Below are 25,120 nucleotides of genomic sequence, written 5' to 3' on the forward strand. Positions count from 1 at the left end.
CGGCTCAGGGCGGTGTGCTGGGGCCGCCGCCGGCTGCGGCCCCAGCGTGGAAGGCCGTGTGCGTGCCGCCTGCGTCTCGGGGCGGGTTCGCATCTCGAAGAAGTCCTCGGCCATCCGTCGTGCCTGGGGCAGGGGGTCCGGTCGCGGGTGTTTCCATTCGCTGCCGGGGAAGAGGTGTGCCCGGCCGGGGAAGGCGGCCAGCAGCTGGGTGAACTGGTCATCGCACCAAGAGGGCACCCAGGATCCGGACCGGGCGAGGAAGACGGCGTCGAACGGGGCGGCCACCTCACGTCCGTCGTCGACCGTCGTGTGCAGGGGGATTATGGGCAGGTAGGAGTCACCCTCCGGGCGCCAGGCCGGGTAGGTGACGGTGAGCCGGCTGCCCTTGTCGTGGTGGACGAGCATCCAGTCCGAGCACGAGAACTCTCCCAGCTCCCTCCAGTCCTCGAAGGACGTCGGTCCGTGTTCGAGGGGGTAGCCGCCGCTGTCGTGATGCGCATCGAAGAGATGTACGTCCCGCCATGCCGTGGCCTTCAGATCGAACAGGCCGAAGTGGAAGGGGGTGACCTGGCCCGCGTAGAGGTTGGAGTCCGCGTAGAGCAGGGGCGGGATCTCGTCGGTGAAGGTGAACCGGCCCCAGAAGTCCTCGTATCCCTCGCAGCGGGGCAGGTCGGTCCCGTCGCACAGGAAGTCTTTCGCGCGCAGCGTCCAGACGGCTTCGCGCAGCCACCGGTTCTCTGCGTGCCCCCAGTCATAGAGAGCCTCACGACCGCGATGCGGGGCGGGGTTGCCTTCGGCGGGATTGTGGAAAAAGAAGTCGAAATCGATCACAAGCAGTCGGCCACACCGATCTCCTGACGCCACGCTCTCCTCACTCCCCTCATCGGACAGACCGGGCTCATCCTGGCAGACAGCGGCAGGGCTCGGGGGACGGAACGTGCACCGCCCGCCGTACGGGCACGAAAACACACGTCCTGCGCACTCTGCAGACGAACGCCGCCGCTCTCGCCGCGCCCGCGGGCCACCGTCCGCCCACCTGGCGGACCGCCGAATCGCCGCCCACTTGCTCAGCCGCTGGGGCCTGTCCGCGGACGCCGAGGCCAAGGAGCGCGACGCCGTCGCCCGCGACCGGCGGCCTGCGCAGCTTCACCGCGGCTGTCGAGACCGGCTGCGCCGTCTACCTCGGTGCCGTCACCAGCGTCTCCTCCGCCACCTCCACCGGAGACAAGCCGCAGTGTGGAGCGTGTGGAAGGGGGAGAAGTCCTCGGCGTGCACAGCGAGGACGGGCAGTCCGTCCAGCAGGGAGCCGCCGGGCCGGTCGTGGGCCAGGGAGTATGCGGCGGCCTGCTCCTGCACGGTCGTCCAGTACGGGTTCACCGGTAGTCCCCGTCCCACTCGTCGTACAGCTCGGCGTCGTATCCGCCGGCTTCTTCCTGTGCGTCGGTTTCGGCGGCCCAGCGTGCTTCGTCGGCCGCGTCGAGGGCGTATTCCAGGCTTCGCTCCTCCTCCGGGCTGTACGGCTCGGCCGCCTCCCAGGCCATGTCCGCCTGGTACGCCGCCTCCTGCTCGGCCTCGTACTCCGTGCGCTCCTTGGGGGTGAGGCCGGCCAGCCACGCCTCGTACTTGGCGTGCCCGGCCGCGTTGCGGGCCTCGAAGTAGCCCCGCCAGACGCGGGCAGGGAAGTGGGGTTCGAGGGAGCACCCGCCCCAGCCTCCTTCGTGCTGGCGGTGGCCGGCGGGGCGGGCGCAGTGCCCGCCATCGATCGGGTGCACGAGGCCCGAACATAGGAGGACGAGTTCCCTCGACGGGGTCCGGCGGGGCGTGTCGCGCAGTTCGGCGAGGATGTCGGGGAGGCGGCGGCCGGTGTCCCGGCGGATCTTCCGGGCCTGGCGCTTGAGGTGGTCACTGCCGGTTTTGGTCACGGTCGTCTCCACAGCGGGACCCCACGCTTCCCGCCGGACGTCGCGTGAACTCGCAGCCGGACAGGCAGGTCCTTCGGGTGATGCTGCACGGGACCCGGCTTCGGTCCTTGTCCGGCGGCGCTGCCCCTTGCGGCGTGGGCGCGGGGCGGCAGCGGAAACGGCGGTTCGCGGCATGCCGTTTGGTGCGGTCTCCACCGTAGCGGGTGGCACTGACATCGCGCTCGTATGCCGGAGGCTTCCAGCCGGGCTGCGACTTTTCGAGATAGATGACATCGAGTCGTACCGACTGACACCAAGCATGTGGGTCGCCGGCCGGAGACGGCCCTGAGCCTGCGTCCAGCAGAAGATCCCGGCTTCGTCGTCGGGACGTGGTCGGGGCATGATTTCCGCTGTGTATGAGGATGAGAACGAGCGCGGGAGCGCGCGGTACACGCTGACCGAGACGGAGCACGGCCATGTCTTGGGCGTCTGCGCCGAGGCGGAGGGACTGTTCGGAGAATCCCAGCGCGGGACGTTGGAGCTGTTCGGCTGGGTTCCGGAAAGAACTGGCGTACCCGCTTGGGTCGGCAGCCGGGTGTGGCTGGTGCCGGACGACGAGGCACTCGACGCCTGGCTGCTGGAGGACGCGGCGCGTTTGGGACAGCTTCCCGGGACAGACAGTGTGTTGCTCACCGGTCTGGACGGCTACGAAGGTCCGCCCGAGGGGCACAGGGGTCTCGTTCGCGTGCACGACGGGCACCGCTGGCTTGGCTCCTGCCGGGAATTCACCCGCATCCTGCCGCCCGAGCAGGTGTCGCGCCCGCTCGCCTTGCGGGGGCTCACACAGAGTGATCCGCTGAGGGTGGCGCTGATGAAGGGCACCCGGCGGGCGCTGGATCTGGAAGAGGTCGCTCTGGAGATACGGGACGACCAAGGTGAGCTGCTTACAGATCGGCTACTGTGGGCCACGGTCAGCGACTGGCGCCCATCCTCCCGAGGGACGGACCTGATCGACCTGGAGCTCGACGGGGGCCTCTTCAGGCCCGTCCCCGAATTCGCCCGGCCCATCTGGGAGCGGTGGCTTGCGGGGCCGCCGGACGCCGTGAATGCCTGGGCCGGCCTCGATACCCGCCGCCGCGGAGCCTGGAATGACCTCGTCCGAGAGCGGGCCTGTCGACGATCTCACCGTGACCGGCCGGCCGGTCACGCCTACGAGCTCGACGGTCGGTACATCACTGACGAACCAGCTCTCTATCTGGCGCTTGGCGAGGCGGTCCACGGGCCGGGTGGCTACTTCGGCGGCTGTCTCGCGGCCCTTGACGACTGCCTGCGCGGCACCTTCGGCTACACGGCCCCCGCCACCCTGCTCTGGCGAGACGCCGCGATCGCACGCGAGCACCTGTCTCATAGCCTGACACCGGATGGACAGCCCTACGACCTGTTCGCCGCAGTCCTTGAGGCCCTGGCCGAGGGCGGTATGGACGTCGCCCTGGCATGAGCCGCTGTCCACTCAGTGCTTCTGGCCCGTCCCTCTCGTCTGGCTCACGTTCCGAGCAAGCTGCCGACTCACACACTCGATGGTGCCCGCTTGGGGACAGATGCCGGATCTGGCCGGCGTCAACGAGTGGGACGCGGAGGCCACAGTGGAGTTCCTGGCCGCGCTCGCGAAGACCGTCAACAAGGCGCTGCCCACCATCACGCTGCCGGAGTTCCTCGGCCACAAGCTCTATCTGACCGGCATCCTGCCTACCAACGGCACACTGCGCCTGTTCGCCAAGCCCGTGTCCGCCACACGTCACGGAGAGTCGGCAGACCCCGCCCTCCCGGCGCACCCGAAATCGCAGGAACAGCAGCAGCCGAGCGGCACACGAACTGGATGGTCTTCAGGACGACGGGTCCAACAGCCTGCAGGACTTCATCATCACGATCCTGGCCACCTCAGACCGTGCCATGCATGTCGATGAGGTAGTCGAGGCCATCGACCGGCTGCGGACCAAGGGGCGCGCCGAGAAGCCCGGGAACTCCAATCGTCCGAACGAGGATGTGTCATGAACCGGCTGGTCGCCAAGGGGCACGTGGAGAAAGTGGCCGCCGGCGCATACGCCGTGGTCCGCGATTTGCCGGAAACCCCGGAAGGCGAGGCCGCCTGGCCCAGATACACGCCTCTGATCATTCGTGAGAGAGGTGGTGTCGCCGGATTGCCCTCCGGCGACACCGATACGTGCCCCTGATCACGGTTCACATACGCACTTAGTTTAGCCGACGGCTACGCACTGGGATCACGTGGCCTATTCCTCTACACCCATTCACTTACTGGTGGTGGGGAAAGTAGGCACTCGTGCCGGATATTCCGTCGGCCTCATCAGCACTCCGCCGTGGCGGGGCTCTCAGCCCCCAGCCAGACTGCGACGCCGAGCCCGTCTTCGAGCAAGCTCACCGTGACGACGTCGGGCCGGCTGATGCCGCTGAGCAGGTTCACGATCGCCAGCCGGTTGACGCCAGTAAGGGCTGTAGTCTGGCGAAGGCTCAGCCCTTGTTCGTCCAGCCTCGCCCGCAGAGTGTGCGCAATGGCGTGGACGACCCTCGCCTGGGGTGTCCGACCACGGTCGTGTCGGGCCACGCGTTCGGGCTGCGGCCAGGTCCCTCGGCGTCGCGCTGCGCTGGGTGCCACCGGGCATCGAGATGCGCCCTTCCAGGTTGATGTGCACTATGTCGAGCAATACGGCTATTTGTTCAGCTGGTATTCGTGGTGCGTCGCACTGGAGACCGAGCTGAGTCAGGCAATCCTGCGGTACCGCCCCAAGGGCGCCCCTCCGGTCTTGAGGGTGGCATCCATCCGGCTCTCCTTCTTCTTCCTGCCCGTACGGACGCGGCCCCCACCACGGCGGTGCCGAAACCCAGGCCCGGCCCAGAAGGCGGAGCTCCGAAGAAGACATCAGGCGGGACGGTGGGGAGTGCCGAACTCCTCGTCGGCGAGCATCCCGAGCAGCGGTTCCCGACCGGCGGGGCTCCTGCGGGGGGCTTCGCACAAAGGGCCGGAATCGCTGTCGGGCGTGACCCAGACGCCGGCCCATCGCGGATGGCGGTCGGTGATGGGGCTGCCGCAATCCACGCAGCACAGGGCCGGCACGTCGTGCCGGCGCAGGAGGCGGGCCAGTTCGGCCGGCTGGAGCTCGGGGATGCCGTCGTCGAAGCCGAGCCAGCCGCACATGGTCGTGGAGCTGTTCCATGTCGCGGTGTCGACGGTCTCCTCCCAGGTGGTGTCCGGGCCGACCGGGTGGAGAAGCCGCCATCCGAACAGCGGCATGCCCGGCCCGTGCGGTTCCGGTTCTTCTCGGAAGGGCTGCGGAACCGCGGCGGTGTAGTCGGGGCACACCTCGCGGATCTGCGCTTCCAGGGCCGGCCGGAGCGCCGTGTGAAGGGTGTCCAGGGCGGCGAGCACCCCGCTCTCCAGCACTTCCCGGCCCTCCTCCCCCGCCTGGTGCCAGGCGCACAGCAGGGCCCTCTCGAGAATGCCGCCGACGAAGACCGCCTGTTCGACGGCCGCGGTGCCGTCGTCGGTCAGGAGAAGGCGGTGACGCATCATCGACCCGTCGATATGGCCGGTCCACTCCACCCGCTCACCGGCCTGGACGGCCTTCACCCCGTCCGCAGGAGCGGGAAACCGCCGGGTCAGGGAACCGAGCAGTTCGATGCCCTCCTCCGTTTCGTCTTCGTCGTCCCAGTCCACCGGCTCCGCCTCCGTGTGCGGTGCTGGAGCAGTCCGCACCGCGGCTCGCTTCCGAGGTGCCCTGCGGTCCTTCTTGCGCTTTTTCGGCATCGTCTCCCGTCCCCTCCACCGTCTTCGCCGCGTGACCCTCGATCCTTGCAGCCGCCGCCTCCCCTCATGCCTCGGTCTCCCGATCCAGCGACCCGCAGCCTGCGAAATTCTCGTCGCTGCTCGCCATGACCCCGTCGGTCGTGGACGAGGAGGGCTTCGACACCTGCCTGACCACCGCCCGCAACGCCCACGAGATCCTCCGGGTCCGGTACCGGCGCACCGCGACCTCGTCCTCCAACGACCGGCTGCTGGCTCTGCGCGCCCGCACCATTACCTGACCGACTGCCCCACGCCCGATGATGCGGCCCGTACCTTCGTCACTGGGACAGAGCAGTCACTCCTGGCCGGGTATGAGGGCTACTGCCAGGTGGCGAGGGTCTCACTGCGTCGTGTCCAGGTGACGGTTGACGATTCCCCGGCTCCGTCAGGAGCGAGGAAGACGGCGCAGCCCTCCACGCTCTGTCCCTCGGCGGCCTTCTTCCACTTGGTGTGGGATGCGTCCGTGCACCTGTCGAAGCTGCGGGTGACCAGGGGACTGTCGGGATCGCCGGTGGGCTCCATGGAGGTGAGGACCAACAGCTCCGTCAGCTTCTTGCCGTCCTTGGCCACCTTGAAGTGCGAAGCCTCGTCGTCGTCATTTCCCTCGGCGGTCTTGGTGAGCTTGTAGTGCAGGTAGTAAGGCGTCTTGCCGTGATACTGCGATGCGTCCTTGAGCCCGGAGAGATCGGCGTGGCTGCCCTTCTCCACTCGCAGGACGGTCACACCGACGCTGCCGGTGCGGTCACCGTCGACGGTCGCTTCCGTGCCGAACGCCAGTGCCGGGCCGGAGTCGGAACATCCGGTCAGAGCAAGTGCCCCCATCGCGACGGTACATAAAACCCGGCGTCTCATCACGTCACGTCCCCCAAGATAAAGATCCCGTTGATCCAGAGAGCCTATCTTGCGGCTGTCGCGGGGCTGCGTCGGCGGAAGGGAAGCACTGCTCATCCGAAAATATCCATGCCGGGGCGTATGGCACCGGCCCGTCGGCGCTCGCCAACGGGCCGATCTGACCGGTGGTCATGCCACGGGTTGCAGGGGCATCCTGGAGGCCGGGCGGATAACGGACACCCTCGTGTTCACCAGCGACTGCCACAAGGAAGAGAACGCCCAGTATCTGCGGGAGCTGGGCGTTCCCGTCCCGTACGAGGACAATTTCGCATGACGCAAGGTGACGCCGAAGGAATCGGCGAGAAGGTCATCGCCGCCTGGCGAGCCTCCGGCGCCACACCCGGTGCACAACGGATGGGACGGCCCATGGACGAGACAAGCCCCTGGTGGAACAGCCCTGCTCTGGCAGCCCTCGACCTCGAAGGCACCGGCCCGCAGGACCCCCAGGGGGAAGCGATCCTGGAGATCGCCGTGGTCCCGGTGCACGAGGGCCGTCCTGTCCCGTCCGCATCGCACTCAACGCGGATCAACCCCGGGCGGCCCATCCAACAGCGCCCGTGGATCTCCCCCGGCCTCACCCACGACGTCCTGTCGAAGGCCCCGTCCGCACAGGACGTCTGGCCCCGCCTCGCCGCCCTGCTGGACGGCAAGATCATCATCGGGCACAACGTCCGTGTCGACTGGCGGCTCCTGCACCGCCATTACCCCCCAGATCACCCCCGCCGGGCTCCTGGACACCCTCCGCCTCGCCCGCGCCCTGAACCCCCGCGTGAAGGGCCACAGCCTGACCGCGTGGCTTGAACGGCGCCACCTCACCGGGGCCACCACAGAGGCCGCACCCGGCTCCCAGCCCCACCGCGAGATGCACGAAGAGACCTGGCGCGGCAGAACGCTACGGCCGTCACGTCGCATGCGGGCGGATGTGCTGCCCGTCGGTGTCTGCACTGATGGCCAGGTCGGCGAAGGTGAACCAGCCGTTCTCCCGCCATGGCCGGGGCCCGCGCTGGCCGCGCACTCGCATGAAATTCACGGCGGCGACCAAGCGGCCGTGAGCGCGGCCCTGGCCGTCGCCGGTCAGCCGCGCTAGCGCGTCGCATCCGTACGGCGTGGCGAGGGGGGTGAGCAGTGTGCCGCCAGGCCGGAGCTGCTCCAGCCAGCACGGCGGGATCTGCTGTACGCAAGCGGTTGAGAGGATCCGGTCGTACGGCGCTCGCTCGGCGCAGCCGAGTTCTCCGTCGCCGACGGCGAGGTGCGGCGCCGTGCCGAGCCGTGCCAGCCGCTTTTCGGCTTGGCCGGCGAGCTCGGGGTCGATCTCCATGGTGGTGATGTGCTCGGCCTTCACACGGGCGGCTAGCAGAGCAGTGCTGTAGCCGGTGCCGGTGCCGATCTCCAGGACGCGGTCGCCGGGCTGTGGGTCGAGGTGGTGCAGCATGTTGACCGTCACCGATGAGCAGGAGATCGAGCTGGTGAAGTCCGCGTTGTCGGTGGCTCCGTCCTCGATGCGGACCTGGCCGTCGGCGATCTGCGTGATCAGGGGGGCGCGCGGTTCGTAGACCGCGCGCAACCACCACTCCGGATTCGTGCGGCGGTCCACGACCGGATACCGGCCGCCGTCGCCGCGCCGGGCCCGCCATACCCGTTCGGGCACGAAGTCCTGGCGCGGGATGGAGAGGAACGCCGCGCGCAGCCAGGGCCGGCCGTGGAAGTAGCCGCCGCGGTAGGTGTCGATCTCGTCCGCGCACTGCTGTCGAAGCGCCGCTGCATCCATCGCGCCGTTCCCCTCTGCCGAGCTACGAGCTGGGCTTCCCGCCGCCCATCTTGTCCTCGTCAGTGCCTTGGCCTTCACCGTTGCCGGTGTCCTGCTGACCGGTGTGCGGGATGTCGCTCTCGTCGGTCTGCGGGTTGTGCTCATCGCCGTTGGTGCCCGGCATCCGATTCTCCCTCCGCACAGCCTCGTGGCGTCGCCCGTCCCGTGGCAGGTGCGGTGAACTGTCCGGGCGGCCCGGGGCCGGGGTGGCCGAGTCCGCCTATCGGCCTCAGGCGCCAGGAGGCAAGAAGTTGCCGATACGTCAGTACGGTAGCCTGCGCGGCCCGGGTTCGTCTGGGTGCGGGATCGAGTCCGTCACCCCTCGGGGAAGTGGCGAGCCGCGGTTCGTCTGGCGTCGCTGAGTTCACCGCCCGCTCCGGTCAGCTGGGACGAAGCCCGGACAGTCCCGTTCGTGTGGAGACATGCCAACGCCCGCCCGGCCGGGGCGATGACGCTGTGCGTGCCATGTCAGGCCGGCGTGCGGCGCTAACACCATCTGGGTAGAAATCGCATTTTCTCGTCAGAGTGGAAGAAAAGCGACCTGCGAAACGGGGTCGTATGCGGCCGAACGCGGCCATCCTAGTATGACGCGACCGTGGAGGGTGAGATCGGCCGTCAGCGCGGCGTCTGTGGGTTTTCCGGGCGGTTCGTCCCTGGCAGGTCACGGTAGAGGCCCTGCGGGTAGATCGGGGCGTCGACGGCTGCTTCCAGGCGGGCAACAGTGGCGAGGTCGGGGTAGACCTCGCCGCGCACGATCCGGCCGACGCCATTGGGGGCGAGCCCCGCGCGCAGAGAGAGGGCGCGGTGAGAGATTTCGTGCCGCTCGCACAGCATGTCCAGGGTGCGGGCGAGCGCCAGGCCGTAGTGGACGGGCAGCGGGGCGTCGTCCAGGGGGACGGCCTCGTACGGCCATTCGCCCTCGGTGTACGCATGAGGGACCCTGTCGCCGCGCACGCCGCCCTCCCACCAGTCTGACACTTCGTCCGCCCACATGATCCCGCACCCTTCCCGCCGATCCTGCACACCATCACGTGTGGTACATGTATGTACGATACGGAGTGGATGGGAGTTGCACATGCCCCGCTGGTGGGTCGGCATCGACTGGTCGGAACGGCTCCAGGACTGCGCCATCGTCAACGCCGCAGGCGCTGTCGTGCAGCACCTGCGGATCGAAGAGAGCCGCGACGGCGTCGACCAGCTCCTCACCGCGCTGCGCGGACTCAGCCGCTCGCACCGTTACTCCCGCCTCCAGGTCCCGTGCGCCGTGGAGGACGGCGGGCGGCTGCTCGTCGCCGAGCTCCGGCGCCGGGGGCAGCCCGTCGTCGTGGTCCATCCGGCGGTCTCCGCCCGCTTCCGGGGCCGCAGCGGCGTGGCCGTCAGCAAGTCCGACCGGACCGACGCCGCACTCCTGGCCAACATCATCCGCACCCAGCCGGAGTTCCGTCCCTCCCCCGTCTCCACCGACCAGGCCCAGGCCGTCCAGGTCCTGGCCCGCACCCATCTCGACGCGACGGAGGAACGCCGCAGGCTCCTGGCGAAACTCCGCTCCCACCTGATGCTGTATTTTCCCGCCTACGTCCGGGCCTGGTCCCCATATCACCTGGGGCTGCGCCGCGCGGAGGCCCGCGCCCTCCTCGCGCTCGCCCCCACGCCCGCCCAGGCCGCCGCCCTGTCCGTGCGCCGGATCGCCAAAGTGCTGGAAGCGGCGGGGCGGTTCCGCCTCGTGGAGGACACGGCCGCCGTCATCCGCGGCCACCTCGCCGTGCTGGACCTGCGCCAGCCTCCGGCCACCGAGACTGCCCTCGGCGAGCGCACCCTCACCCTGCTCAGCCGCCTGGAGACCGTCAGCCGCACCGTCGACCGCCTGGAAGCACAAGCCAACACCGCATTCGACGCCCATCCGCAGGCTGCCGTGTACCGGACTTTCCCCTGCCTCGGCTCCACGCTGGGCGTCCGCCTCTTCGCGGAGATCGGCGACGCGGCGGAACGCTTCCCCACCGCCCGGCACCTGCGCGCCTACGCGGGCACCGCGCCGATCACCTGGGCCTCCAGCACCGTCTGCAGCGTCACCCACCGCCGTTCCGCCAACGTGGTGCTGCGCACCGCCGTGCACCGCTGGGCCTTCGGCGCCCTGACCCGCTCCCCGGGCTGCCGGGACCGCTACGACGCACGCCGCGAGAACGGCGACGGGTATGCGGCCGCGCTGCGCATCGTCGGCGGGCGCCTTCTCTCCGGCCTTCACCACTGCCTCGCGACCGGCCAGGCATACAACGAGGCGGTCATGTGGCCTCGATCGGGCACCGAGCCGCCCCTGCCCCCCCGCGCTCCGGTGACCTGGGCGGTGGAGCGGGCGGGCAGCCGGACACCCGATGCCTGAGTGCTCCCTGGGCCCCGAGCCCTTACGCGGGAATGGCACCCGGCTGCCTCCCCGCTCCACCGCCCCAAGTCCCCGACATGGTCCGGCCACTGCGGTATGCCGGTCATTTCCTCCAGGCGTCAACTGCCACTGAACAACCATGCCCCTGGCCCGGCAGCATCTCGTCTGCTGCCGGGCCTCGGCGCGCGGCCCACCCGTGGGGGTGAAGCAACGTCAACTGCCGGTCCCAGCCGCGGCGTACGGGTACCGTGTGGCGCACCCGCCCCGAGGAGCGCCGTCCCGCGCCGCCACCTTGTCCGAGTATTGGGATACCTACCGCCCGTACCGGGGAGACAGCGAGCAGCTGCGCCCGGCCGCCGACGACTTCGGGTGAACTCAATACGACGGCCACGGCCCCGGCGCCGAGCTGCTCGGCAGCCCGCGCACCGCGCGGGAGCTGGGCTCCGCCGAAGGCAAGGAGGCCGCCTACCTCGCCCGGGAGCACGGCGTCGGGGTGACCGCCCTGGACTTCTCCGCCGCGCAGACCGCCCGCGCCCGCAAGTGGTGGCAGGACATCCCCGGACTCTCGTTCGTCGAAGGCGAGGCGCGCGCAAACCTGACCTCGACCACCGCCTCGTACGACGCGATCTACTCGATCTGGGGCGCCGTGTGGTTCACCGACCCGGACCAGCTCACCCCTCTGATCACCCGGCGGCGTTTTCGCCTTCTCTCAGGCCGAGCCGATCGAGGGGTATTTCGGGCCGGACTCGATGTACGGCAAAGGACTCGCCGGCCGTCGGATCGTCCTGCTGCGCTGGTCCTACTCACCCGAGTGGTGGGCCGACCTCCTCAAGCGCCACGGCTTCGCCGGTATCGACGCCCAGATCCTCGCCGCACCCGCCCCGCAGGACGTCGGGACGCTCATGGTGCGCGCTCACCGCTCCGCGTAACCGGCGAAGGGGTGGTTGATGCCGGTCATGATGTTCAGGAGTTTGGAGGTCACGCGGAGATGCCATCAATCGCTTCCCATTGGATGGGAAGCGGAGGTCGGGCTCCCCGGGCCACGTCGACTCGTGAGTCAGCGGTGGTGCTCTGCCTCTCGCGCCGACGAGAAGGCGCCCGCCACGACGCCAGGTGCGGCGTGAAAACGGCCGTGACCTCGTCGGCCGGATGTAAGTAGCCCTTGCTGTCGCATTCTGCCGTCCATGCTCTGACTACTGATCTGGGGTAGACGGGATTTATCCCTATCTCTCCCTTGGGGAGGGTTCCGTTGAAGGGGGTGGGTATTCCCTCGCTGTTCCAGTAATCCCATGCCTCAAGGGCCTTGGCTTTCTCGAAGCAGTGGTAGAGCTGCTGGTAGCGCGGCATGTACCGGATCTCGCGGAAGATCATCTGGCCGATCAGTCCAGGCGCGGTGTTCCGGAGCGTGATGAGATCAGTGCCCAGGAAGGTGGCGGACGCCGCATCCTGGGACGGGTGCAGTGCGGTCCGGGCGAACAGGTGGGACAGTCGTCGCCGGACGTACTCGGCGACTTCCGGGGCCAGAGCTGGTTCCATGCCTTCGATGAGCTGGACGAGCCGGTGGTGGCACGGATTGAAACGGGCCAGGTCGAACAGCTGGTCCATGCCGTCCACGGCGGCGAAGGCGAGTCGTTTGTAGAGCCAGTTGTTCAGCTCTCCCGCCTGGGCATAGGTCTTGGTCTCCGGAGTGACGGAGTGGAGCATCAGGTATTCGGACAGAACCTCGAAGTACAGGTAGCCGAGGAATGGCACGTGGGCCACGGCGTCGGAGAGCTGGTCGATGAACTCGGGTGCCTGCGTGGCATAGCCGGCTGCGTTGCGCAGGGCGGCGTCGAGGAACACGGCCGCGGTACGCAGCCCGGTCAGTACGGTGTGGTCGAGCTGGTCGTTCTCGGCCGGGGTCAGGAAGCTCTGGTAGCGCTCATAGGTACGCAGATGGATGGCGCCGAGATGCAGGTAGTCGACGCCCTTGGGCCGGATCGGGGCGTCCGGGATGACCTCGAAGACCATGGGCGTGGTGGAGGGCTTCGTCCGCATCAGGTAGGTGCCGAGGTTGTGGGGCCGCAGTCCCTCACGCTGACGGACGAGTGGCGAGCAGTACAGGGCTCCGACCAGGCATCCGGTGGAGACGTGCAACTGCCGGCTGACGCGGATGGCGTCGATGTCCTTGGTGGTGTGCAGCAGGTATATCGGCTTTCCGCTGACGAGCGCTTCGGTCATGGCGTTGTGTCGTATCAGCCAGCCGTTGGGGGTTGATGTCTCCAGGTACTGGCGCCAGTCGCTTTCGCTTTCGGCCAGCGAGGCGGGAATTTGACGCTGCGCGGGCCTGGTGTAGTCCGTGTGGGCGTGTTCCCATTCGTCGCGCAAGGCAACTCCCGGGATGGAGGATGGGCGGCGGGTCGGGAGGATTTCGAGATGCTAAAGAGTGTCGATATTCGCTCCGGAAAGGCGGTTGCGGCAGTCGAGAACATAGGCTGCGCATTTCTCGATCATCGGGAGGTCGAATCGGGTGTGGTCCATGAGGAGCACCACGGCATCAGCGGCCGCGACCTCCTCCGGGCTCGCGTCGGCCCGGGGCATGGTCAGCTTGGTGTCGTCGCCCTCCGGGATGTTGGGGTCGGCGCCGCGGACCTCGGCGCCCAGGTTGATGAGCAGTTCGGCGACGCGCGCCGAAGGTGAGTTGCGGAGGTCGGTGGCGTTGTACTTGTAGGTCAGGCCGAGCAGCAGGACCCGAGATCCCCTGACGGGTATGCCGCGCTTGTCGAGTGCTTCCACGAGACGCCGGACGACGTAGTCGGGCATGTGGCGGTTCACGTCGTCTGCGAGTTCCACGAACCGGAATGGGACGCCGAGCTCCTGCTGGACTTTCCATGAGAGGAACAACGGGTCGACGGGCAGGCAGTGCCCGCCGACTCCCGGTCCGGGGGTGAACCGCGTGAATCCGAAGGGTTTGGTCGCGGCGGCGTCGATCGCCTCCCAGATGTTCACGCCGAGGGAAGCGGCCAGCATCGCCATCTCGTTGACCATGGAGATGTTGACGAACCGGAAGATGTTCTCGATCAGCTTGGCCAGCTCGGCGACTTTGGTCCCGGACACCGGTACCGTGGTCTGAAAGATGCCGTCGTAGAAACCCTTGATCACAGCGAGTGATGTGGCGTCGATTCCGGACACCAGTTTGGGTGTCCCGTCGAACGACCACCTTTTGTTTCCCGGAGCGATGCGTTCGGGACTGAATCCGGCCAGGAAGTCCACCCCGCCTTTGAGGCCCGATGCCGTCTCCAGGATCGGCAGCAGCAGTTCCTCGGTGGTGCCGGGGTAGGACGTGGACTCCAGGACCACCGTCGCGCCGGGGCGAAGGTGCTCGCCCAGGGTCCGGGCGCAGGACTCGATGCAGGTCAGGTCGGGCACGCCGTCCCGCAGCGGGGTCGGCACGGTGATCACCGCGATGTCGAAGCCGGCCAGCGCGGCAGCATCGGCGGTTGCGGAGTAGGCCCCGGAGTCCAGCGCTGCGCGCAGCCGTACGGAGGCCACATCCTCCACGTAGGACTGGCCGGCGGCGAGCTGCTGGACGCGGTGCGGGTCCACGTCGTAGCCGACGACACGGTGACCCACTTCTGCGGCCCGTACGGCCAGGGGCAGCCCTACGTAGCCCTGACCAGCGACGACTATCTGCATGGCAGCTCCTACTCGATTGCGGTGCTTGAATGGACCGTCGTTCTGGTCTGGTAAGGAGAAGCGCTGTGCCCTTGGTGTCTGTTGTGATGCCCGTGTACAACTCGGCGGCCACCCTCGGCGCAGCCGTCCGGTCGGTGCTCACGCAGACCCACAGCGACGTGGAGTTGCTGGTCACCGACGACCAGTCCTCCGATGGCTCCATGGACCTGCTCCGCGAGTTCGCCGAGCAGGACGACCGCGTCCTGCCGGAGTCGGCGCCCGAGCGCGGCGGTGCGGGCCGGGCCCGCAACCTCGCGATCGAGCGGGCCCGCGGGGACTACATCGCTTTTCTCGACAGCGATGACATGTGGCTTCCGGAGAAGACCGAGAAGCAGCTCGCCTTCGCTGCGGAGGGTGATGCGCCGTTGACGTTCACCTCGTACTTCAAGATGGACGCCGGCTACGGCGGCGAGAGCACCGGCTTCGTCCCGAACGGGCGGGTGATCCGTGCGCGGGCGCACGTGGACTACAACGCGATGCTGCGCCGGGACTACATCGGCGCCTTGACGGCCATGTACGACCGCAATGTCCTGGGCACGAGGCTGATGCCGGAGATGCGCAAGCGCCAGGACTACGCGCTCTGGCTGTCGATCATGCGGGACGGCGCTGACGCCCGGGGCCTGGCTGAGCCGCTTGCGGTGTACCGGGCCCACCAGGCGGGATCGCTGTCCTCCAACAAGCTCTCGCTTGTGCAGTACAACTGGGCCCTGTACCGCGAGCATGAGCATCTGTCGGTTCCGCGGGCGACGCGGGCGCTGGCCGGTGCGGTGTGGCAGTCGCTGCGCAACGCGCGCATCTAGATCCGTGCACGGCCCCGAGGAGCCCGGCGCGCCACCGTTTCCGGGGGCGCCCGGCTGCTCCCCGCCCCGGGGCCGGGCCGCGTGCTCGGGGGGCAGAGCTGGAGGCGGGACTCGGTGGGTCACCGGTGCCGTCGGCCCGCTACGCGGCCGAGCCGTTGCCGGCCCTCGCACGGAGGAACAACTGGAGGAGTAGCCGCCGGCCGGCTGCCGGGACAGTCTCCTGACCGCTGTGGAGTGCCTCCCGGCCGTGCAGGAAGCGCCGCTGGTTCACGATCAGGTAGTCCCCGGACTGGAGCATGAAGGAGACCTGCCCGCGGACGAGTTCGTCGGCGAGCTCCCGGGCGGCGGCGGCGTGCGCCTGATCGAGCCGGGACCTCTCCAGCATCTTGGCGGTGAAGCGGACGAACCCCTCGCCCGGGCCGGAACCGTCCAGGATCGGGAACGGCTTGCACTCCTCGCCGACACCGTGCAGGTCGAAGAAGGTCCCGTAGTCGTAGGCCGCCTCGGCCAAGAGGGTACGGCTGCCTTCCGACAGCCGCGCCACCGCCGCGTGGACGTCGGAGAGGATGCTGGGGCCCCCGCCGAGGGGGTCGGGGCGGACACACAGGAGCGTGGTGTAGTCCGGGGGCAGGCTCGCGTTCACCAGGTCCATGTGGAAGGCGTTGTACCCGATACCGCTGGACATGCCGGGGTCCTTGTCGACCCTGACCCCGATGTCCTTCCACAGAGGCCACCGCGGGAAGGGCGAGAAGGGGACCGCCACCTCGGCCGCGAAGGCCGTCGCCAGCCGCAGGAAGCGGTCGTCGTCGGTCCCCAGCACCTTGGAAAGGCGCCCCAGCCGCAGCACGGCGTATCCGCCGCCCTCCCCGGTCAGCGCGTGGCGCAGGGCCGCGGCGGTCTCCTCGAACCGCGGGGTGACCTTCAGGTCGGTCCGGTACCGCTCCATGGTGGACGTCGCCAGGAACGAGCCGTCCAGTTCCCAAGCGGGGAGGGAACGGTCTGTCAGGGCGGCTTCGAGTTCGCGCGGGATGTCGATGAACACGCGGGGCGTCCTTCCCTCTTGGGGTTCTCGGCGGACCGGGGCGGGCGGACGACAATCCGCTCGCCGCGGGTGTCGGTGTCCGGGATGGCCTCGGCCCGGCCATGGCCTCTCTCTGTGGATTTGCGCGTTTGACGACCACTTCATTCGGTGAACGGCAGATACCGCTCCCCGCAGCGACAGCCGGGGGCTCCGCTGTGCACGAACAGCACACCTGCATCCCGTTCGCGGGCCCCTTGCTCATACAGCCGCTCCGCCAAACGCACGACGGAGTCTGGCGTGGATGGTGCAGGAAGAGCTCCCGGCTCGGTGTCTCTTCGCCAGGTGCCGGTCGGGGAGTCTCGGCAAGGCGGGGAAAGCTGCCAGCCGGTCGCAATTCCTCGACCACAGCCGTCCACGCAGGGTGATCTCGCTCAGGTGTCCGTCCGGCGGTACGGGACTGGACCAGTGGCACGATCCGGTGCGCCGGCCGGTGCTTCGTCACGACAAGGAGCGGTCGGAGCCGCCGGCGAGCTGCGCTTCGACTCTGGCGAGTGCGCTGGTGACTCCGAGGCCAGGTCGGCGTACAGCTGGCCGTCGGGGTACTGGTCGGCCGCCGAGAGGAGCCAGCGCGGTCTTCCCTATCCCGCCCGGCCCGCAGAGGAGGGCCAGTACGTCCGTCTTCCCGGGCTGAGCCGACCGCGCGGTGCACTGCGTGCTGTTCCGCACTGCGGTTGATGAAGTGCGCGGGCGTAGTAGGGAGCAGTCGGCGCGGGGGTATCCGTGCGAGGGCAGGGACAGTGGGGCTGGTGTGGAAATGCAGCCCGCCGTGGATGGTGCCGCTCTGCACGGTCGGGCCGTGCAGGTGCACGGGGCCGCTGATGGTGTTGCTCGTCTGTTCGGGGCAGGGGGACGGCCGTTGGCCTGGCGGGGCGGGGTTGATCACTCAGGTCCTCGGAGTTCGTGGGGCGGGGCACGTCGCCGCGCAGCCGTCGCCAGCGGGTGGCTGCTCCGCCCGGGGCGCGGCGAGTTGAGGGCGGGTGCCGTTTGATGCCGTCGAATGGCGAGGCCGGCGGCGCGGTCCCGTGCGGAGCCGGCTGCCGCCGGGGCGCCAGGGGGTGGCGGAGTTGGAAAGGCCGCACTGGCCGGCGGAGGCCGGGCCTGCTGCGGGGCGTTCATCGCCGCTCCTGGTTCGTGAAGGTGGCCGTGGTGGGATCGGGATCTGGATCTAGGGCGTGTGCCGGATGGTTGGGGCCGCGGTGGGATCGGGGCTGGGTCTGAAGGTGCGGGTGAAGAGGCTGTTGTCGGTGGGAGGACGGTGAGCGGGATGAGTCTCGGGGTCATGTTGGCAGTGGCGCGTCCCGGAGGCGTGCGGCTTCGGGGTCTGGGCCGTGGAGGCCAGGTTCGCCGGTCATCGTGTACGGGCGGTTGTCTATAGGGCCCGCTGGGCCAGTTCGATGGCCGCCGCCCGGTAGAGCACCTTGCCGTAGGGTGCGGCGTGCTCGGGACCCGCTGCCGCTCGCTCGACGATCTGCGCGAACCCCGCCGCGTTGAGGTAGCCCTCGGCTATCAGGTACAGGTCGGGGCCCCAGTCGCGCAGCAGGGGCACTGCATGCCGGTGGATGGCCCGGTCCAGTTGGGGTGCCAGGTTCAGCCGGTAGGGCGGGCGGAGGTCTTCGCCGCGCAGGCCGAGCCGGGTCAGCCGCTGGTGCAGCAGCCCGGTGTTCCGCTTCCATACGTCCGGGAGCTGCCGGCCGAATTCGATCATGTGCGGGGCGGTATACGGGGCGAGGGTCCACAGTTCGCGCCGGGCGAGCAGCGGAGTCGCGGCGGCCAGCGCCCGCAGGGCGCTCTCGGGAGCCACGGTGGGCGGCGTGGTGGTCTTCGCCGGTTCGTGGCCGAGCAGTGCCCGCATCCGCGGCCCCCACCAGTCCGGCCGTTCCTGGGAGGCACCGGTGCGGGGCTGTGCGCCGGGGCGGAATGCCTCGGTTCCGCCGTAACCGGTGAGCACCTGGGTGATGCCGCGTTCCGCGAGCCGGTCGGCGAGCACTCCGGCGGCCTCGGCGTAGGGGCCCTCCAGGGGACTGACGCGTTCGGATTCCTGGCGCCGGCCGCCGGCCGGGTGCAGCGGAGGGTACTGGGACACCGCTACCGTGCAGTCCGCGTCGAAGACGCCGGCCCGTCGGATCACTTCGCGGCGGCGTACGGCTTCCTGCGAGCCCGGGCCGCCGCCCAGCAGCGCGCACGCCGTCACCGCGCCCGGGTGGGCCAGGGCCATGGACAGCGCGACGTTGGTGGAGTGCAGACCGCCGGTCAGCTGGGCCGCCGTCAACGTAGCAGCGGTGGGACGGCGGTCGAGGATCCCGGCGGTCAGTTCCTCGAACGCGCTCACCGCATCCGCGTCCTCGGACACCGGGGTCATCTGCGCCGGTTCCGTCTGCCGGGGACAGAGCAGCCGTAGTCCGTTCCTGTCGAAGCGCGCCGTGCTGCGCTCGGTGAGCCGCTGTACCGCTGAAAACATGGTGGCACGTCCGTAGCACTGCCGGTCCGCCAGCCACCGCGCCACTTCCTCCTCGTTCAGATCGTCGGCCGCGACGGCGTCGCGGACCTCCGTCAGCTCCCAGGAGCCGATGAGCCGCTCGCGCCGCTCGTCGGTCGCCAGGTAGAGCGGGCACACCCCGCCCAGCCCTGTCTCGATCCGGACCGTGGACCCGGTCACCTCGATCCATACGGCCTGCAACGGCCAAGTCCTGGCTTCCGCCAGGGCTTTGTCGTATGCCGCCTGGTCCACCCGGACCGGGCCGGTGCCGGCCATCAGCGAGGGCAGCTGCGCACGCTCCCGCACGACGAAGAGGAGTTCGGTTCCGTTGGTGACCGACCGGGCTTCCAGTGCCGTGTGCGTCAGCGGTCCGATCCAGTCCCGGCCGCACTGCCACTGCCCCCTCTTCCATTCCCACCCCAGGGGGCCGGCCTCCCGGGGCAGCGAGAACTTCAGCATCATCGGCCTCCAAGTCGGTAGTGCTCGGTGCCGGTCCGCGCAGTGCACGGGCTGGTTGCGGGTGGGGAGGGCGCCGCCCGTCTGGATGCCGGGGCCGGGGCTTCCGGAGCGGCACGCTGCTGCGGGGCACCGGGTGGTGACGGAACGGGGTGCGAGGGGTGCAAGGGGTGCAAGATGCCGCGGTGTACGGCGCGTTGGCCGAGTCGGCATCGCGCTGCGCCGGTTGTGCTGTCAGCGGGGTGGCAGGCGGGGCTCGCCCACCCGGTCGGGACGGTCCTTTGAGGGTGGGAGCGTCTCGGCGAAATGAGCGGGATGGGCCGGTTCTTCCTGGGCGAATCGGTGCTGTGCCTGCCTGATCAGGTCGGCGCTGCGGTCCGTTGACTCGGCCGCATCGAACACGGTGTCCAGGAGTGGGAGGTGTTTGCTGCGTGTGACGGGCCCGGTGGCGTAGACCGCGCTCATCGCCGATTCCTCCACGTACAGGGGGCCGTGGAGGGTGAGCTCGCTCAGGTTGCCGTTCGGCGGCAGGGCTACGAGCCGGTCCAGTGGCACGATCCGGATCTGCACGTGACCGTGCTCGATCATGGCGAGCAGGTGGGCCAGTTGAGCGGCCATGACGCAGGCGCTGCCGGTGGGACGCGCGAGGAGCGTCGCGTCCAGGGCGACGGTGACGGCTTTGTCATGGTCGGGGGGCAGGGTTCGGGAGAACGGGGCCGGTTCGGTGCTCTCGTCGATCAGCGGTGCGAGAGTGCGGCGCAGGGCCTGGGCGTAGGCGGGGGTTTGCAGGATGGGGGGTAGGGTCCAGGGGGTGTAGGTGCGTATGGCGGTCGCTGCGGACTCGCAGGCGGCCAGGCGTGCGGCCCAGCCTGGGGCGCAGTCCGGGACGCGGTGCCGGTTCCCGGCAAACAGCCGCCGTATCTCTTCGGTCTGCTCGGGGTCGTGGACTCCGTAGTACCGCATCAGGGCCAGCACATCCTCCGTGCGCTGGGGCGTGATGCCGGTCTCCAGGCGGCTTATCTTGGCGAGGTGGCAGCCGAGCACGCCGGCGGCCTTCTGCAGGGAGACCGAGCGGGCCTCGCGCAGTCCTCTCAGATACGGGCCGATCACGAGCGTCACCGCGTCCGGGATCCGGGTGAAGCTGGTCACGCGGCCGGCCGGCGCGGGGACGTTGGACTTCGCAGGGCGGTTCATGTTCGGTTCCTTGCCACTACGGGCACGAGTTCAGGCTGCTTCGCGCTGGCAGGCCGCGGCGTGCAGCCTCGCCGACGGCTTCCCGGAGGGCCTTTACTGCGGTGAGCCGCAGCCTTGGCCGGTCGTACAGCAGGCGCAGTCCCACGCGGTGACGAGGCCGTTCGCCGTCGGGGGGAGAGACCGCCAGCGGCAGCTCGACGGCCACCTGCCGAAGTTGGTTGATCAGAGTCGCTGTCTCCCCTCCGCCCCAGGCAGCCAGGGCAGCGTGGGGGTACGGAGAGGCAGTGGTCAGCCAGGTGGCCAGCGGGACGCCGGTCAACCAGGACACCTGTCCGGTGGTGGTGCTCACGATCCGGCCTCCTCGTCGTCTCCAGTCTCCTGGATCGCCCCGTGCGGCCCGATCGCATCGCCCGCTTCGACGAGGGCACGTACGGCGGACGCCGAGCACATCGCCCCGGCAGGCGGGTTGACCCAGTGGGAGGAGACTCCGGGCGGCCGCGGCGCGGGCACGCCCATGTAGCGCATTTCGCGTGCGGTGGTGGTCACGCACTCAGCGGCGGCCTGCCACTCGGCGGCGGTGCCGGGCGGGACCAGGGCGACGTACGTGCCGCGCTCGACGAAGACGGGGCCGGTGACCCCGAATCGGCGGAACGCCGCGCTGACGCGCTCTCGGTCGTGTCCTCCGGCTACACGGTGCACCAGCGACGACGGCAGTTTCACCGCGTCCCAGGCCGGACCGACCCGAACGAGCGCCAGGCCCCAGGTGTGCCACTGATTTTCGGCCGTGTGAGCCTCTTCCGGACTGCCGGTCACGAATCTGGCCGTGAGGGGATCGCGTTTCAGGGAGCGCATCGGGCACCTTCCACGGTGGGCCCGCTACATCTCATGACTGCCGGTAGCGGTTCGGTATCCAGGTAACGGCGGTGCGGCCGGTTAGGGAAGGAACTTTTGTGGAACTTCGCCGGCGTTGATCTCCGCCGGCCGCCCCGGCCGACTCCGCCTCATCGCCTGAGCAGGTGATACGCGGGAGGAATCGAACGGACATGCTGCGCGGAACTTTTGCCGAACTTCGCGTCATCCAGGGGGGCTTGGGGTGTGTACCGGCGAGCGCGGCCTGCCAGACTGAACCGCGTGATGGAACTCAATGGACGCCCCACCGACCTTGCAGCCCTGCGGCCTCTCGCCCTGACCGGCTACGGCCACTTCACCTCGATGCGCGTGGACGACCAGCGGGTGCGCGGGCTCGCGCTGCACCTGGAGCGGCTGGAGAGGGACTGCCGGGCTGTCTTCGGGGCCCACCTCGACATGCAGCAGACCCGTACGTACATCCGGCGGGCCATCACGCAACAGGACGGCTCGTTCATCATCCGGGTCACCGTCTTCGATCCGGCGCTGGAGATGGGACACCCTTCCTCTTCAGCCACCCCGGCCGTCTTGGTGACCACCCGTCGTGCCGAGCCGCTGCCTCTGCCGCCGCTGCGGGTCAAGTCCATCCCGTACGTCAGGGATTTCCCGTCGGTAAAGCACATCGGGCTCTTCGGAGCGCTCCACGCCCGCCGCGCCGCCCAGCTCGACGGGTACAGCGACGCCCTCTTCTACGGCCCCGACGCTCTCGTGTCCGAAGGCCCGACGTGGAACGTCGGCTTCATCGACGCCGAGGGCAACATCGTGTGGCCCAAGGGTGAGGTCCTGCCCGGCGTCACCATGGCCCTCCTCCAGCGCCAGCACGATCACGTCACCGCCCCTGTCCCTGTGGACGCCGCGCGGGCCATGCAGGCCGCCTTCGCCACCAACACGAGCATCGGCATCCGGGCCGTCTCGGCCATCGACGACGTCGCACTGCCTACCGAGCATCCGGTGCTGGCCGCCATGCGGGACAGCTACCTGAGTCAGCCAGGCGAGCGGGTGTAGGGGAATCGGCGATGGTAGTTCGCTGGACCGGCCGGGAGACGAGGGCGCTGCGCGAGGTGCAGCGGTTGACGGTGCGGCAGTTTGCGGCCCACATCGGTGTGAGCAGCCGTACGGTGACCAAATGGGAGCGGAGCGGTACGACCCCGAGGCCGCTGCACCAGGCGGCCCTGGACACCCTCCTTTCGTGCGCGAGCGCAGCGGTTCAGGAGCGGTTTGCCACTCTGATCACGGAACAGGCGGCAAGCGCCACCGACCCGCGCACCGAAACCCTCCTGGCTTCCGGCGCCCGTCAGCACCGCACACACCCGATGGACGGCAAACTGATGGTTCTCGTCGCGCCGGGCATGTACCTGGCCGGGGAGAAAGCGGAGCGGCGCTGGGTGCCCGAGTTCTGGATCGACGTCTTCCCTACGACCAACGCCGACTACGCCCGCTACACGCGGGCCACCGACAGCCCCGCCCCTGAGCACTGGAGTGGCGGACGGTGTCCGGACGCCATCTTCAACCACCCCGTGGTGTGGGTGTCGTGGGACCAGGCGTCCGCTTACGCGGCCTGGGCGGGCAAGGCGCTGCCCACGAGCGAGCAGTGGGAGAAGGCGGCACGGGGGCCGTCGGGCGGCGTCTACCCCTGGGGAAGTGCGGCCACCGCCGCGAAATGCAATGTCCGCGAATCGGGCATAGGGCACACCACTCCCGTCAGCCGGTACCACAGCGGCGTCAGTCCGTACGGCGTCTACGATCTGTGCGGCAACACCTGGGAATGGTGCTCCACTGAATCCGGCAACGGCCGACATGAGCTCAAAGGGGGCGCGTTTACCAGCCCGTTCGACCGTGCTGCTCCCGCAGCCTTCAACGATGCCGTCAGTGCCATGACGGACGACGACACCGGCTTCCGGTGCGTCACTGCGGACGATCCTGCCGTCGGGGCGCGGCCCCGGCAGCAGGGGTGACCTGGGCACCTCAGCGCCCGGGAACGCCAGCTCTGTGCCGGCAGTACTCCGCCCCGCCAGCGGCACTGACGAGGCGGAAGGGACGGAGCAACGGGCGCCGGCGTGCCACATAGGTGCGTGGCGACCGGCCAAGGAGATGCTCCGGCTACTGCACGCCGTCGAGTTCTCCGCCGGCGGCCGCGACGACGAATCGGGTCCATGCCGTGGCGGTGAAGGCGAACTGCGGCCCGTCGGTGCGCTTGGAGTCACGGACCCGGACTTCGGCGTCGCTGGTCTGGGCGACCTCGACGCAATCGCCCCCGGTCTGGCCGCTGTAGCTGCTCTTGCGCCAGTTGAGCTGGTCTGTCAAGGGAACTCCTCGTCTTGTGCGGTTGCATCTAATATGCCCACCCGGTGGCGTGTCCGCATGCCGAGATGCAGGCAGTCACGCCTGCCGGTGTTGCTCAGAGTGTCCCCTAGGCCATGGGCTGGTCTGAGGACGGGGCTGCACACTCAGCCACTCGCGGAGTGCCCGGCCGCGGGCACCTCCGGCGAGAGCCCGCCCGGTCGCTGGCCGCTCGTCACAGGGCCGCGGCACGGGACCGGATCATCTCAACGGATTCAGCGGTCGTTGTGGCCAGGTCCGACAGCGCATCGAAGGCCTGAACGTAGGGGGCGACCTGCTGCGCGTCGGCCAGCACACCGGCGTCGACGAGGTTTTCCAGGTAGACGAGGTCTCCTACCGTCTCGTCGGTGAAACTCAAGATCTGGAAGGGCCCGTGCATGGCCGGATGGGCCCCCGCCGAGTAAGGGAGTACCCGGATGATGACGTTGGGCTGCTCGGCGAGGGCCAAGATGCTGTCGAGTTGCTGCCTCATGACGGCCTGGCCGCCCACCGGTCGCCAGATGACGGCCTCGTTCAAGATGATCGCGACCTGCGGGGCGTGCGCGCTTCGCGTCAGGATGCTCTGGCGCTTCAGTCGCACTTCCGCCTTTCGCTCAAGGGCTTCCGGCGAGGTGTCGGAGAGGCTCAGGATGACGCGAGCGTAGTCAGGGGTCTGCGCGAGGCCGGGGGTGAACTCGGACTGGTAGATGCGGATCTGGCTGGCTGCGGATTCCAGACCGAGGAATGCCTGGAACCAGTGCGGGACCGTCCCCTTGAACGGCTGGGTTTCCCACCAGTCCTTCCGTGTCTTGGTGATGAGCGCGAAGCTCTCCAACTGCTCCTGCAGCTCGCGCGGCGCCTCGTAGAGTTCGCACAGCGCCTTCACGTCTGGGACTTCGATCGAGCTGTTCTGCGTCTCCAACCGGGTCATGCGGGCAGTTGACCAGCCGAACTTCTTGGCGACGAACGACGCGTTCATCTCCTTCGCCTCGCGGAGCCTCCGCAATTCCAGGCGCAATACGATGCGGCACAAGGCCACCGACCTGTCGTCGGAGACTGCCATCCCCACTCCCGTCATCACGTGGCGTCACTCAGGGGCGACGCATGCGGCCCTCATCAGACGCCGACGATAGCCGTGTCGCGCTCCGTTCGTACACCAAAGAAGGATACTTCGAAAATTTCGCTATCCCCGTTTACGTATCGAAGTTTTCGCTGCCATACTCCAAGCCTCGCAACTGACGGAAGTTGGGCGCCCACGCACCGTGCCATCGAGGTGCGGACGTCTCCCGCCACCGCATCGACGACGAGGACACGGCCATGCCCTTCACCGCGCAGTACG

Annotated in this window: 28 protein-coding genes and 1 pseudogene; 11 read left to right on the forward strand and 18 right to left on the reverse strand. The window is 69.0% G+C overall.

Translation table 11 applies throughout. From position 1 onward, the window contains the following. The 3 genes from ACFU99_RS02610 to ACFU99_RS02620 form a co-directional block, all read right to left on the reverse strand. Window positions 1-831 (reverse strand): hypothetical protein (locus tag ACFU99_RS02610; RefSeq protein ID WP_384384656.1); only part of this gene is annotated, 831 nt, incomplete at its 3' end. Window positions 832-1,191: 360 nt separating this feature from the next. After that, window positions 1,192-1,377 carry a hypothetical protein gene (locus ACFU99_RS02615; RefSeq protein ID WP_384384658.1) on the reverse strand — a complete coding sequence of 62 codons (186 nt, stop codon included), beginning with the start codon at window positions 1,375-1,377 and terminating at the stop codon, window positions 1,192-1,194. Further along, window positions 1,374-1,922 (reverse strand): hypothetical protein, encoded by a 549-nt coding sequence (locus tag ACFU99_RS02620; RefSeq protein WP_384384661.1) that lies wholly within the window; start codon window positions 1,920-1,922, stop codon window positions 1,374-1,376. The genes ACFU99_RS02615 and ACFU99_RS02620 overlap by 4 nt, the downstream gene beginning before the upstream one ends. Window positions 1,923-2,301: 379 nt before the next feature. On the opposite strand from ACFU99_RS02620, the gene ACFU99_RS02625 reads away from it, so the two are divergent. From ACFU99_RS02625 to ACFU99_RS02635, 3 genes are all read left to right on the forward strand, one after another. Further along, window positions 2,302-3,399: a barstar family protein gene (locus tag ACFU99_RS02625; RefSeq protein ID WP_384384664.1), complete on the forward strand. Its 1,098-nt coding sequence runs from the start codon at window positions 2,302-2,304 to the stop codon at window positions 3,397-3,399. A 100-nt stretch (window positions 3,400-3,499) separates the two neighbouring features. Beyond that, window positions 3,500-3,865 carry a hypothetical protein gene (locus tag ACFU99_RS02630; protein WP_384384667.1) on the forward strand — a complete coding sequence of 122 codons (366 nt, stop codon included), beginning with the start codon at window positions 3,500-3,502 and terminating at the stop codon, window positions 3,863-3,865. Window positions 3,866-3,949: 84 nt separating this feature from the next. Continuing rightward, entirely contained in the window at window positions 3,950-4,132 is a 183-nt protein-coding gene (locus tag ACFU99_RS02635) for a hypothetical protein (protein WP_384384670.1), read from the forward strand. Window positions 4,133-4,263: 131 nt separating this feature from the next. Here the strand turns inward: ACFU99_RS02635 and ACFU99_RS02640 are convergent, their stop codons facing one another. After that, window positions 4,264-4,572, reverse strand: coding sequence for a helix-turn-helix domain-containing protein (locus tag ACFU99_RS02640; protein ID WP_384384673.1), 309 nt, complete (start codon window positions 4,570-4,572; stop codon window positions 4,264-4,266). Window positions 4,573-4,836: 264 nt separating this feature from the next. Then, window positions 4,837-5,631: a hypothetical protein gene (locus tag ACFU99_RS02645; RefSeq protein WP_384384676.1), complete on the reverse strand. Its 795-nt coding sequence runs from the start codon at window positions 5,629-5,631 to the stop codon at window positions 4,837-4,839. A gap of 215 nt (window positions 5,632-5,846) precedes the next feature. Between ACFU99_RS02645 and ACFU99_RS02650 the strand changes: the two genes are divergently transcribed. Beyond that, entirely contained in the window at window positions 5,847-5,999 is a 153-nt protein-coding gene (locus ACFU99_RS02650) for a hypothetical protein (protein WP_384384678.1), read from the forward strand. 79 nt (window positions 6,000-6,078) lie between these two features. Here ACFU99_RS02650 and ACFU99_RS02655 read toward each other — a convergent pair whose 3' ends face one another. Further along, window positions 6,079-6,582 (reverse strand): hypothetical protein, encoded by a 504-nt coding sequence (locus ACFU99_RS02655; RefSeq protein ID WP_384384681.1) that lies wholly within the window; start codon window positions 6,580-6,582, stop codon window positions 6,079-6,081. 339 nt (window positions 6,583-6,921) lie between these two features. Here ACFU99_RS02655 and ACFU99_RS02660 point away from each other — a divergent pair, with 339 nt between their 5' ends. Then, a complete protein-coding gene (locus tag ACFU99_RS02660; protein ID WP_384384684.1) occupies window positions 6,922-7,452 on the forward strand; it encodes a 3'-5' exonuclease in 531 nt (176 codons plus the stop codon). Between the two features lie 100 nt (window positions 7,453-7,552). On the opposite strand, the gene ACFU99_RS02665 is transcribed toward ACFU99_RS02660, so the two are convergent. The 3 genes from ACFU99_RS02665 to ACFU99_RS02675 form a co-directional block, all read right to left on the reverse strand. Continuing rightward, window positions 7,553-8,419, reverse strand: coding sequence for a methyltransferase domain-containing protein (locus ACFU99_RS02665; protein ID WP_384384687.1), 867 nt, complete (start codon window positions 8,417-8,419; stop codon window positions 7,553-7,555). Between the two features lie 22 nt (window positions 8,420-8,441). Further along, the gene (locus ACFU99_RS02670; RefSeq protein ID WP_384384690.1) at window positions 8,442-8,582 is read right to left on the reverse strand and encodes a hypothetical protein; all 141 of its coding nucleotides are present in this window, start codon (window positions 8,580-8,582) and stop codon (window positions 8,442-8,444) included. A 491-nt stretch (window positions 8,583-9,073) separates the two neighbouring features. Next, window positions 9,074-9,451, reverse strand: coding sequence for a helix-turn-helix domain-containing protein (locus ACFU99_RS02675; RefSeq protein ID WP_384384692.1), 378 nt, complete (start codon window positions 9,449-9,451; stop codon window positions 9,074-9,076). Window positions 9,452-9,533: 82 nt separating this feature from the next. Here ACFU99_RS02675 and ACFU99_RS02680 point away from each other — a divergent pair, with 82 nt between their 5' ends. The 3 genes and pseudogenes from ACFU99_RS02680 to ACFU99_RS02690 all read left to right on the forward strand — a co-directional run bounded on the left by ACFU99_RS02680 (window position 9,534) and on the right by ACFU99_RS02690 (window position 11,764). Then, window positions 9,534-10,835: an IS110 family transposase gene (locus ACFU99_RS02680; RefSeq protein WP_384384695.1), complete on the forward strand. Its 1,302-nt coding sequence runs from the start codon at window positions 9,534-9,536 to the stop codon at window positions 10,833-10,835. 493 nt (window positions 10,836-11,328) lie between these two features. Continuing rightward, window positions 11,329-11,448: pseudogene (locus ACFU99_RS02685) on the forward strand (class I SAM-dependent methyltransferase); the annotation flags it as partial. A 136-nt stretch (window positions 11,449-11,584) separates the two neighbouring features. Continuing rightward, window positions 11,585-11,764 (forward strand): hypothetical protein, encoded by a 180-nt coding sequence (locus ACFU99_RS02690; RefSeq protein WP_384384751.1) that lies wholly within the window; start codon window positions 11,585-11,587, stop codon window positions 11,762-11,764. 49 nt (window positions 11,765-11,813) lie between these two features. On the opposite strand, the gene ACFU99_RS02695 is transcribed toward ACFU99_RS02690, so the two are convergent. Continuing rightward, window positions 11,814-13,202 carry a hypothetical protein gene (locus ACFU99_RS02695; RefSeq protein ID WP_384384698.1) on the reverse strand — a complete coding sequence of 463 codons (1,389 nt, stop codon included), beginning with the start codon at window positions 13,200-13,202 and terminating at the stop codon, window positions 11,814-11,816. Between the two features lie 51 nt (window positions 13,203-13,253). Next, window positions 13,254-14,510: a nucleotide sugar dehydrogenase gene (locus ACFU99_RS02700; protein WP_384384700.1), complete on the reverse strand. Its 1,257-nt coding sequence runs from the start codon at window positions 14,508-14,510 to the stop codon at window positions 13,254-13,256. Between the two features lie 65 nt (window positions 14,511-14,575). Here ACFU99_RS02700 and ACFU99_RS02705 point away from each other — a divergent pair, with 65 nt between their 5' ends. Next, window positions 14,576-15,349, forward strand: a complete 774-nt coding sequence (locus ACFU99_RS02705) for a glycosyltransferase family 2 protein (RefSeq protein ID WP_384384703.1) — start codon at window positions 14,576-14,578, stop codon at window positions 15,347-15,349. A 139-nt stretch (window positions 15,350-15,488) separates the two neighbouring features. Here ACFU99_RS02705 and ACFU99_RS02710 read toward each other — a convergent pair whose 3' ends face one another. The 5 genes from ACFU99_RS02710 to ACFU99_RS02730 form a co-directional block, all read right to left on the reverse strand. Beyond that, on the reverse strand, window positions 15,489-16,391 hold the full coding sequence (locus ACFU99_RS02710) for a TauD/TfdA family dioxygenase (protein WP_384384706.1): 903 nt from the start codon (window positions 16,389-16,391) through the stop codon (window positions 15,489-15,491). Window positions 16,392-17,799: 1,408 nt separating this feature from the next. Beyond that, window positions 17,800-19,368: an asparagine synthase-related protein gene (locus tag ACFU99_RS02715; RefSeq protein ID WP_384384709.1), complete on the reverse strand. Its 1,569-nt coding sequence runs from the start codon at window positions 19,366-19,368 to the stop codon at window positions 17,800-17,802. 228 nt (window positions 19,369-19,596) lie between these two features. Further along, window positions 19,597-20,556 carry a helix-turn-helix domain-containing protein gene (locus tag ACFU99_RS02720; RefSeq protein ID WP_384384712.1) on the reverse strand — a complete coding sequence of 320 codons (960 nt, stop codon included), beginning with the start codon at window positions 20,554-20,556 and terminating at the stop codon, window positions 19,597-19,599. A gap of 16 nt (window positions 20,557-20,572) precedes the next feature. Further along, complete coding sequence (locus tag ACFU99_RS02725) at window positions 20,573-20,905, reverse strand: hypothetical protein (RefSeq protein ID WP_384384714.1); 333 nt, start codon at window positions 20,903-20,905, stop codon at window positions 20,573-20,575. Continuing rightward, window positions 20,902-21,369 carry a hypothetical protein gene (locus tag ACFU99_RS02730; RefSeq protein ID WP_384384717.1) on the reverse strand — a complete coding sequence of 156 codons (468 nt, stop codon included), beginning with the start codon at window positions 21,367-21,369 and terminating at the stop codon, window positions 20,902-20,904. The genes ACFU99_RS02725 and ACFU99_RS02730 overlap by 4 nt, the downstream gene beginning before the upstream one ends. Window positions 21,370-21,690: 321 nt before the next feature. Between ACFU99_RS02730 and ACFU99_RS02735 the strand changes: the two genes are divergently transcribed. Together ACFU99_RS02735 and ACFU99_RS02740 are read left to right on the forward strand one after the other, a co-directional pair. After that, window positions 21,691-22,467, forward strand: a complete 777-nt coding sequence (locus ACFU99_RS02735) for an aminotransferase class IV family protein (protein WP_384384748.1) — start codon at window positions 21,691-21,693, stop codon at window positions 22,465-22,467. A gap of 11 nt (window positions 22,468-22,478) precedes the next feature. After that, window positions 22,479-23,417, forward strand: a complete 939-nt coding sequence (locus tag ACFU99_RS02740) for an SUMF1/EgtB/PvdO family nonheme iron enzyme (RefSeq protein WP_384384720.1) — start codon at window positions 22,479-22,481, stop codon at window positions 23,415-23,417. Window positions 23,418-23,562: 145 nt separating this feature from the next. Here the strand turns inward: ACFU99_RS02740 and ACFU99_RS02745 are convergent, their stop codons facing one another. Beyond that, window positions 23,563-23,766: a DUF397 domain-containing protein gene (locus ACFU99_RS02745; protein WP_384384722.1), complete on the reverse strand. Its 204-nt coding sequence runs from the start codon at window positions 23,764-23,766 to the stop codon at window positions 23,563-23,565. Between the two features lie 211 nt (window positions 23,767-23,977). Next, window positions 23,978-24,844 carry a DUF5753 domain-containing protein gene (locus tag ACFU99_RS02750; RefSeq protein WP_384384725.1) on the reverse strand — a complete coding sequence of 289 codons (867 nt, stop codon included), beginning with the start codon at window positions 24,842-24,844 and terminating at the stop codon, window positions 23,978-23,980. Between the last annotated feature and the right edge of the window lie 276 nt (window positions 24,845-25,120).

The sequence above is a fragment of the Streptomyces sp. NPDC057654 genome, from assembly GCF_042800135.1.
Taxonomy (GTDB): domain Bacteria; phylum Actinomycetota; class Actinomycetes; order Streptomycetales; family Streptomycetaceae; genus Streptomyces.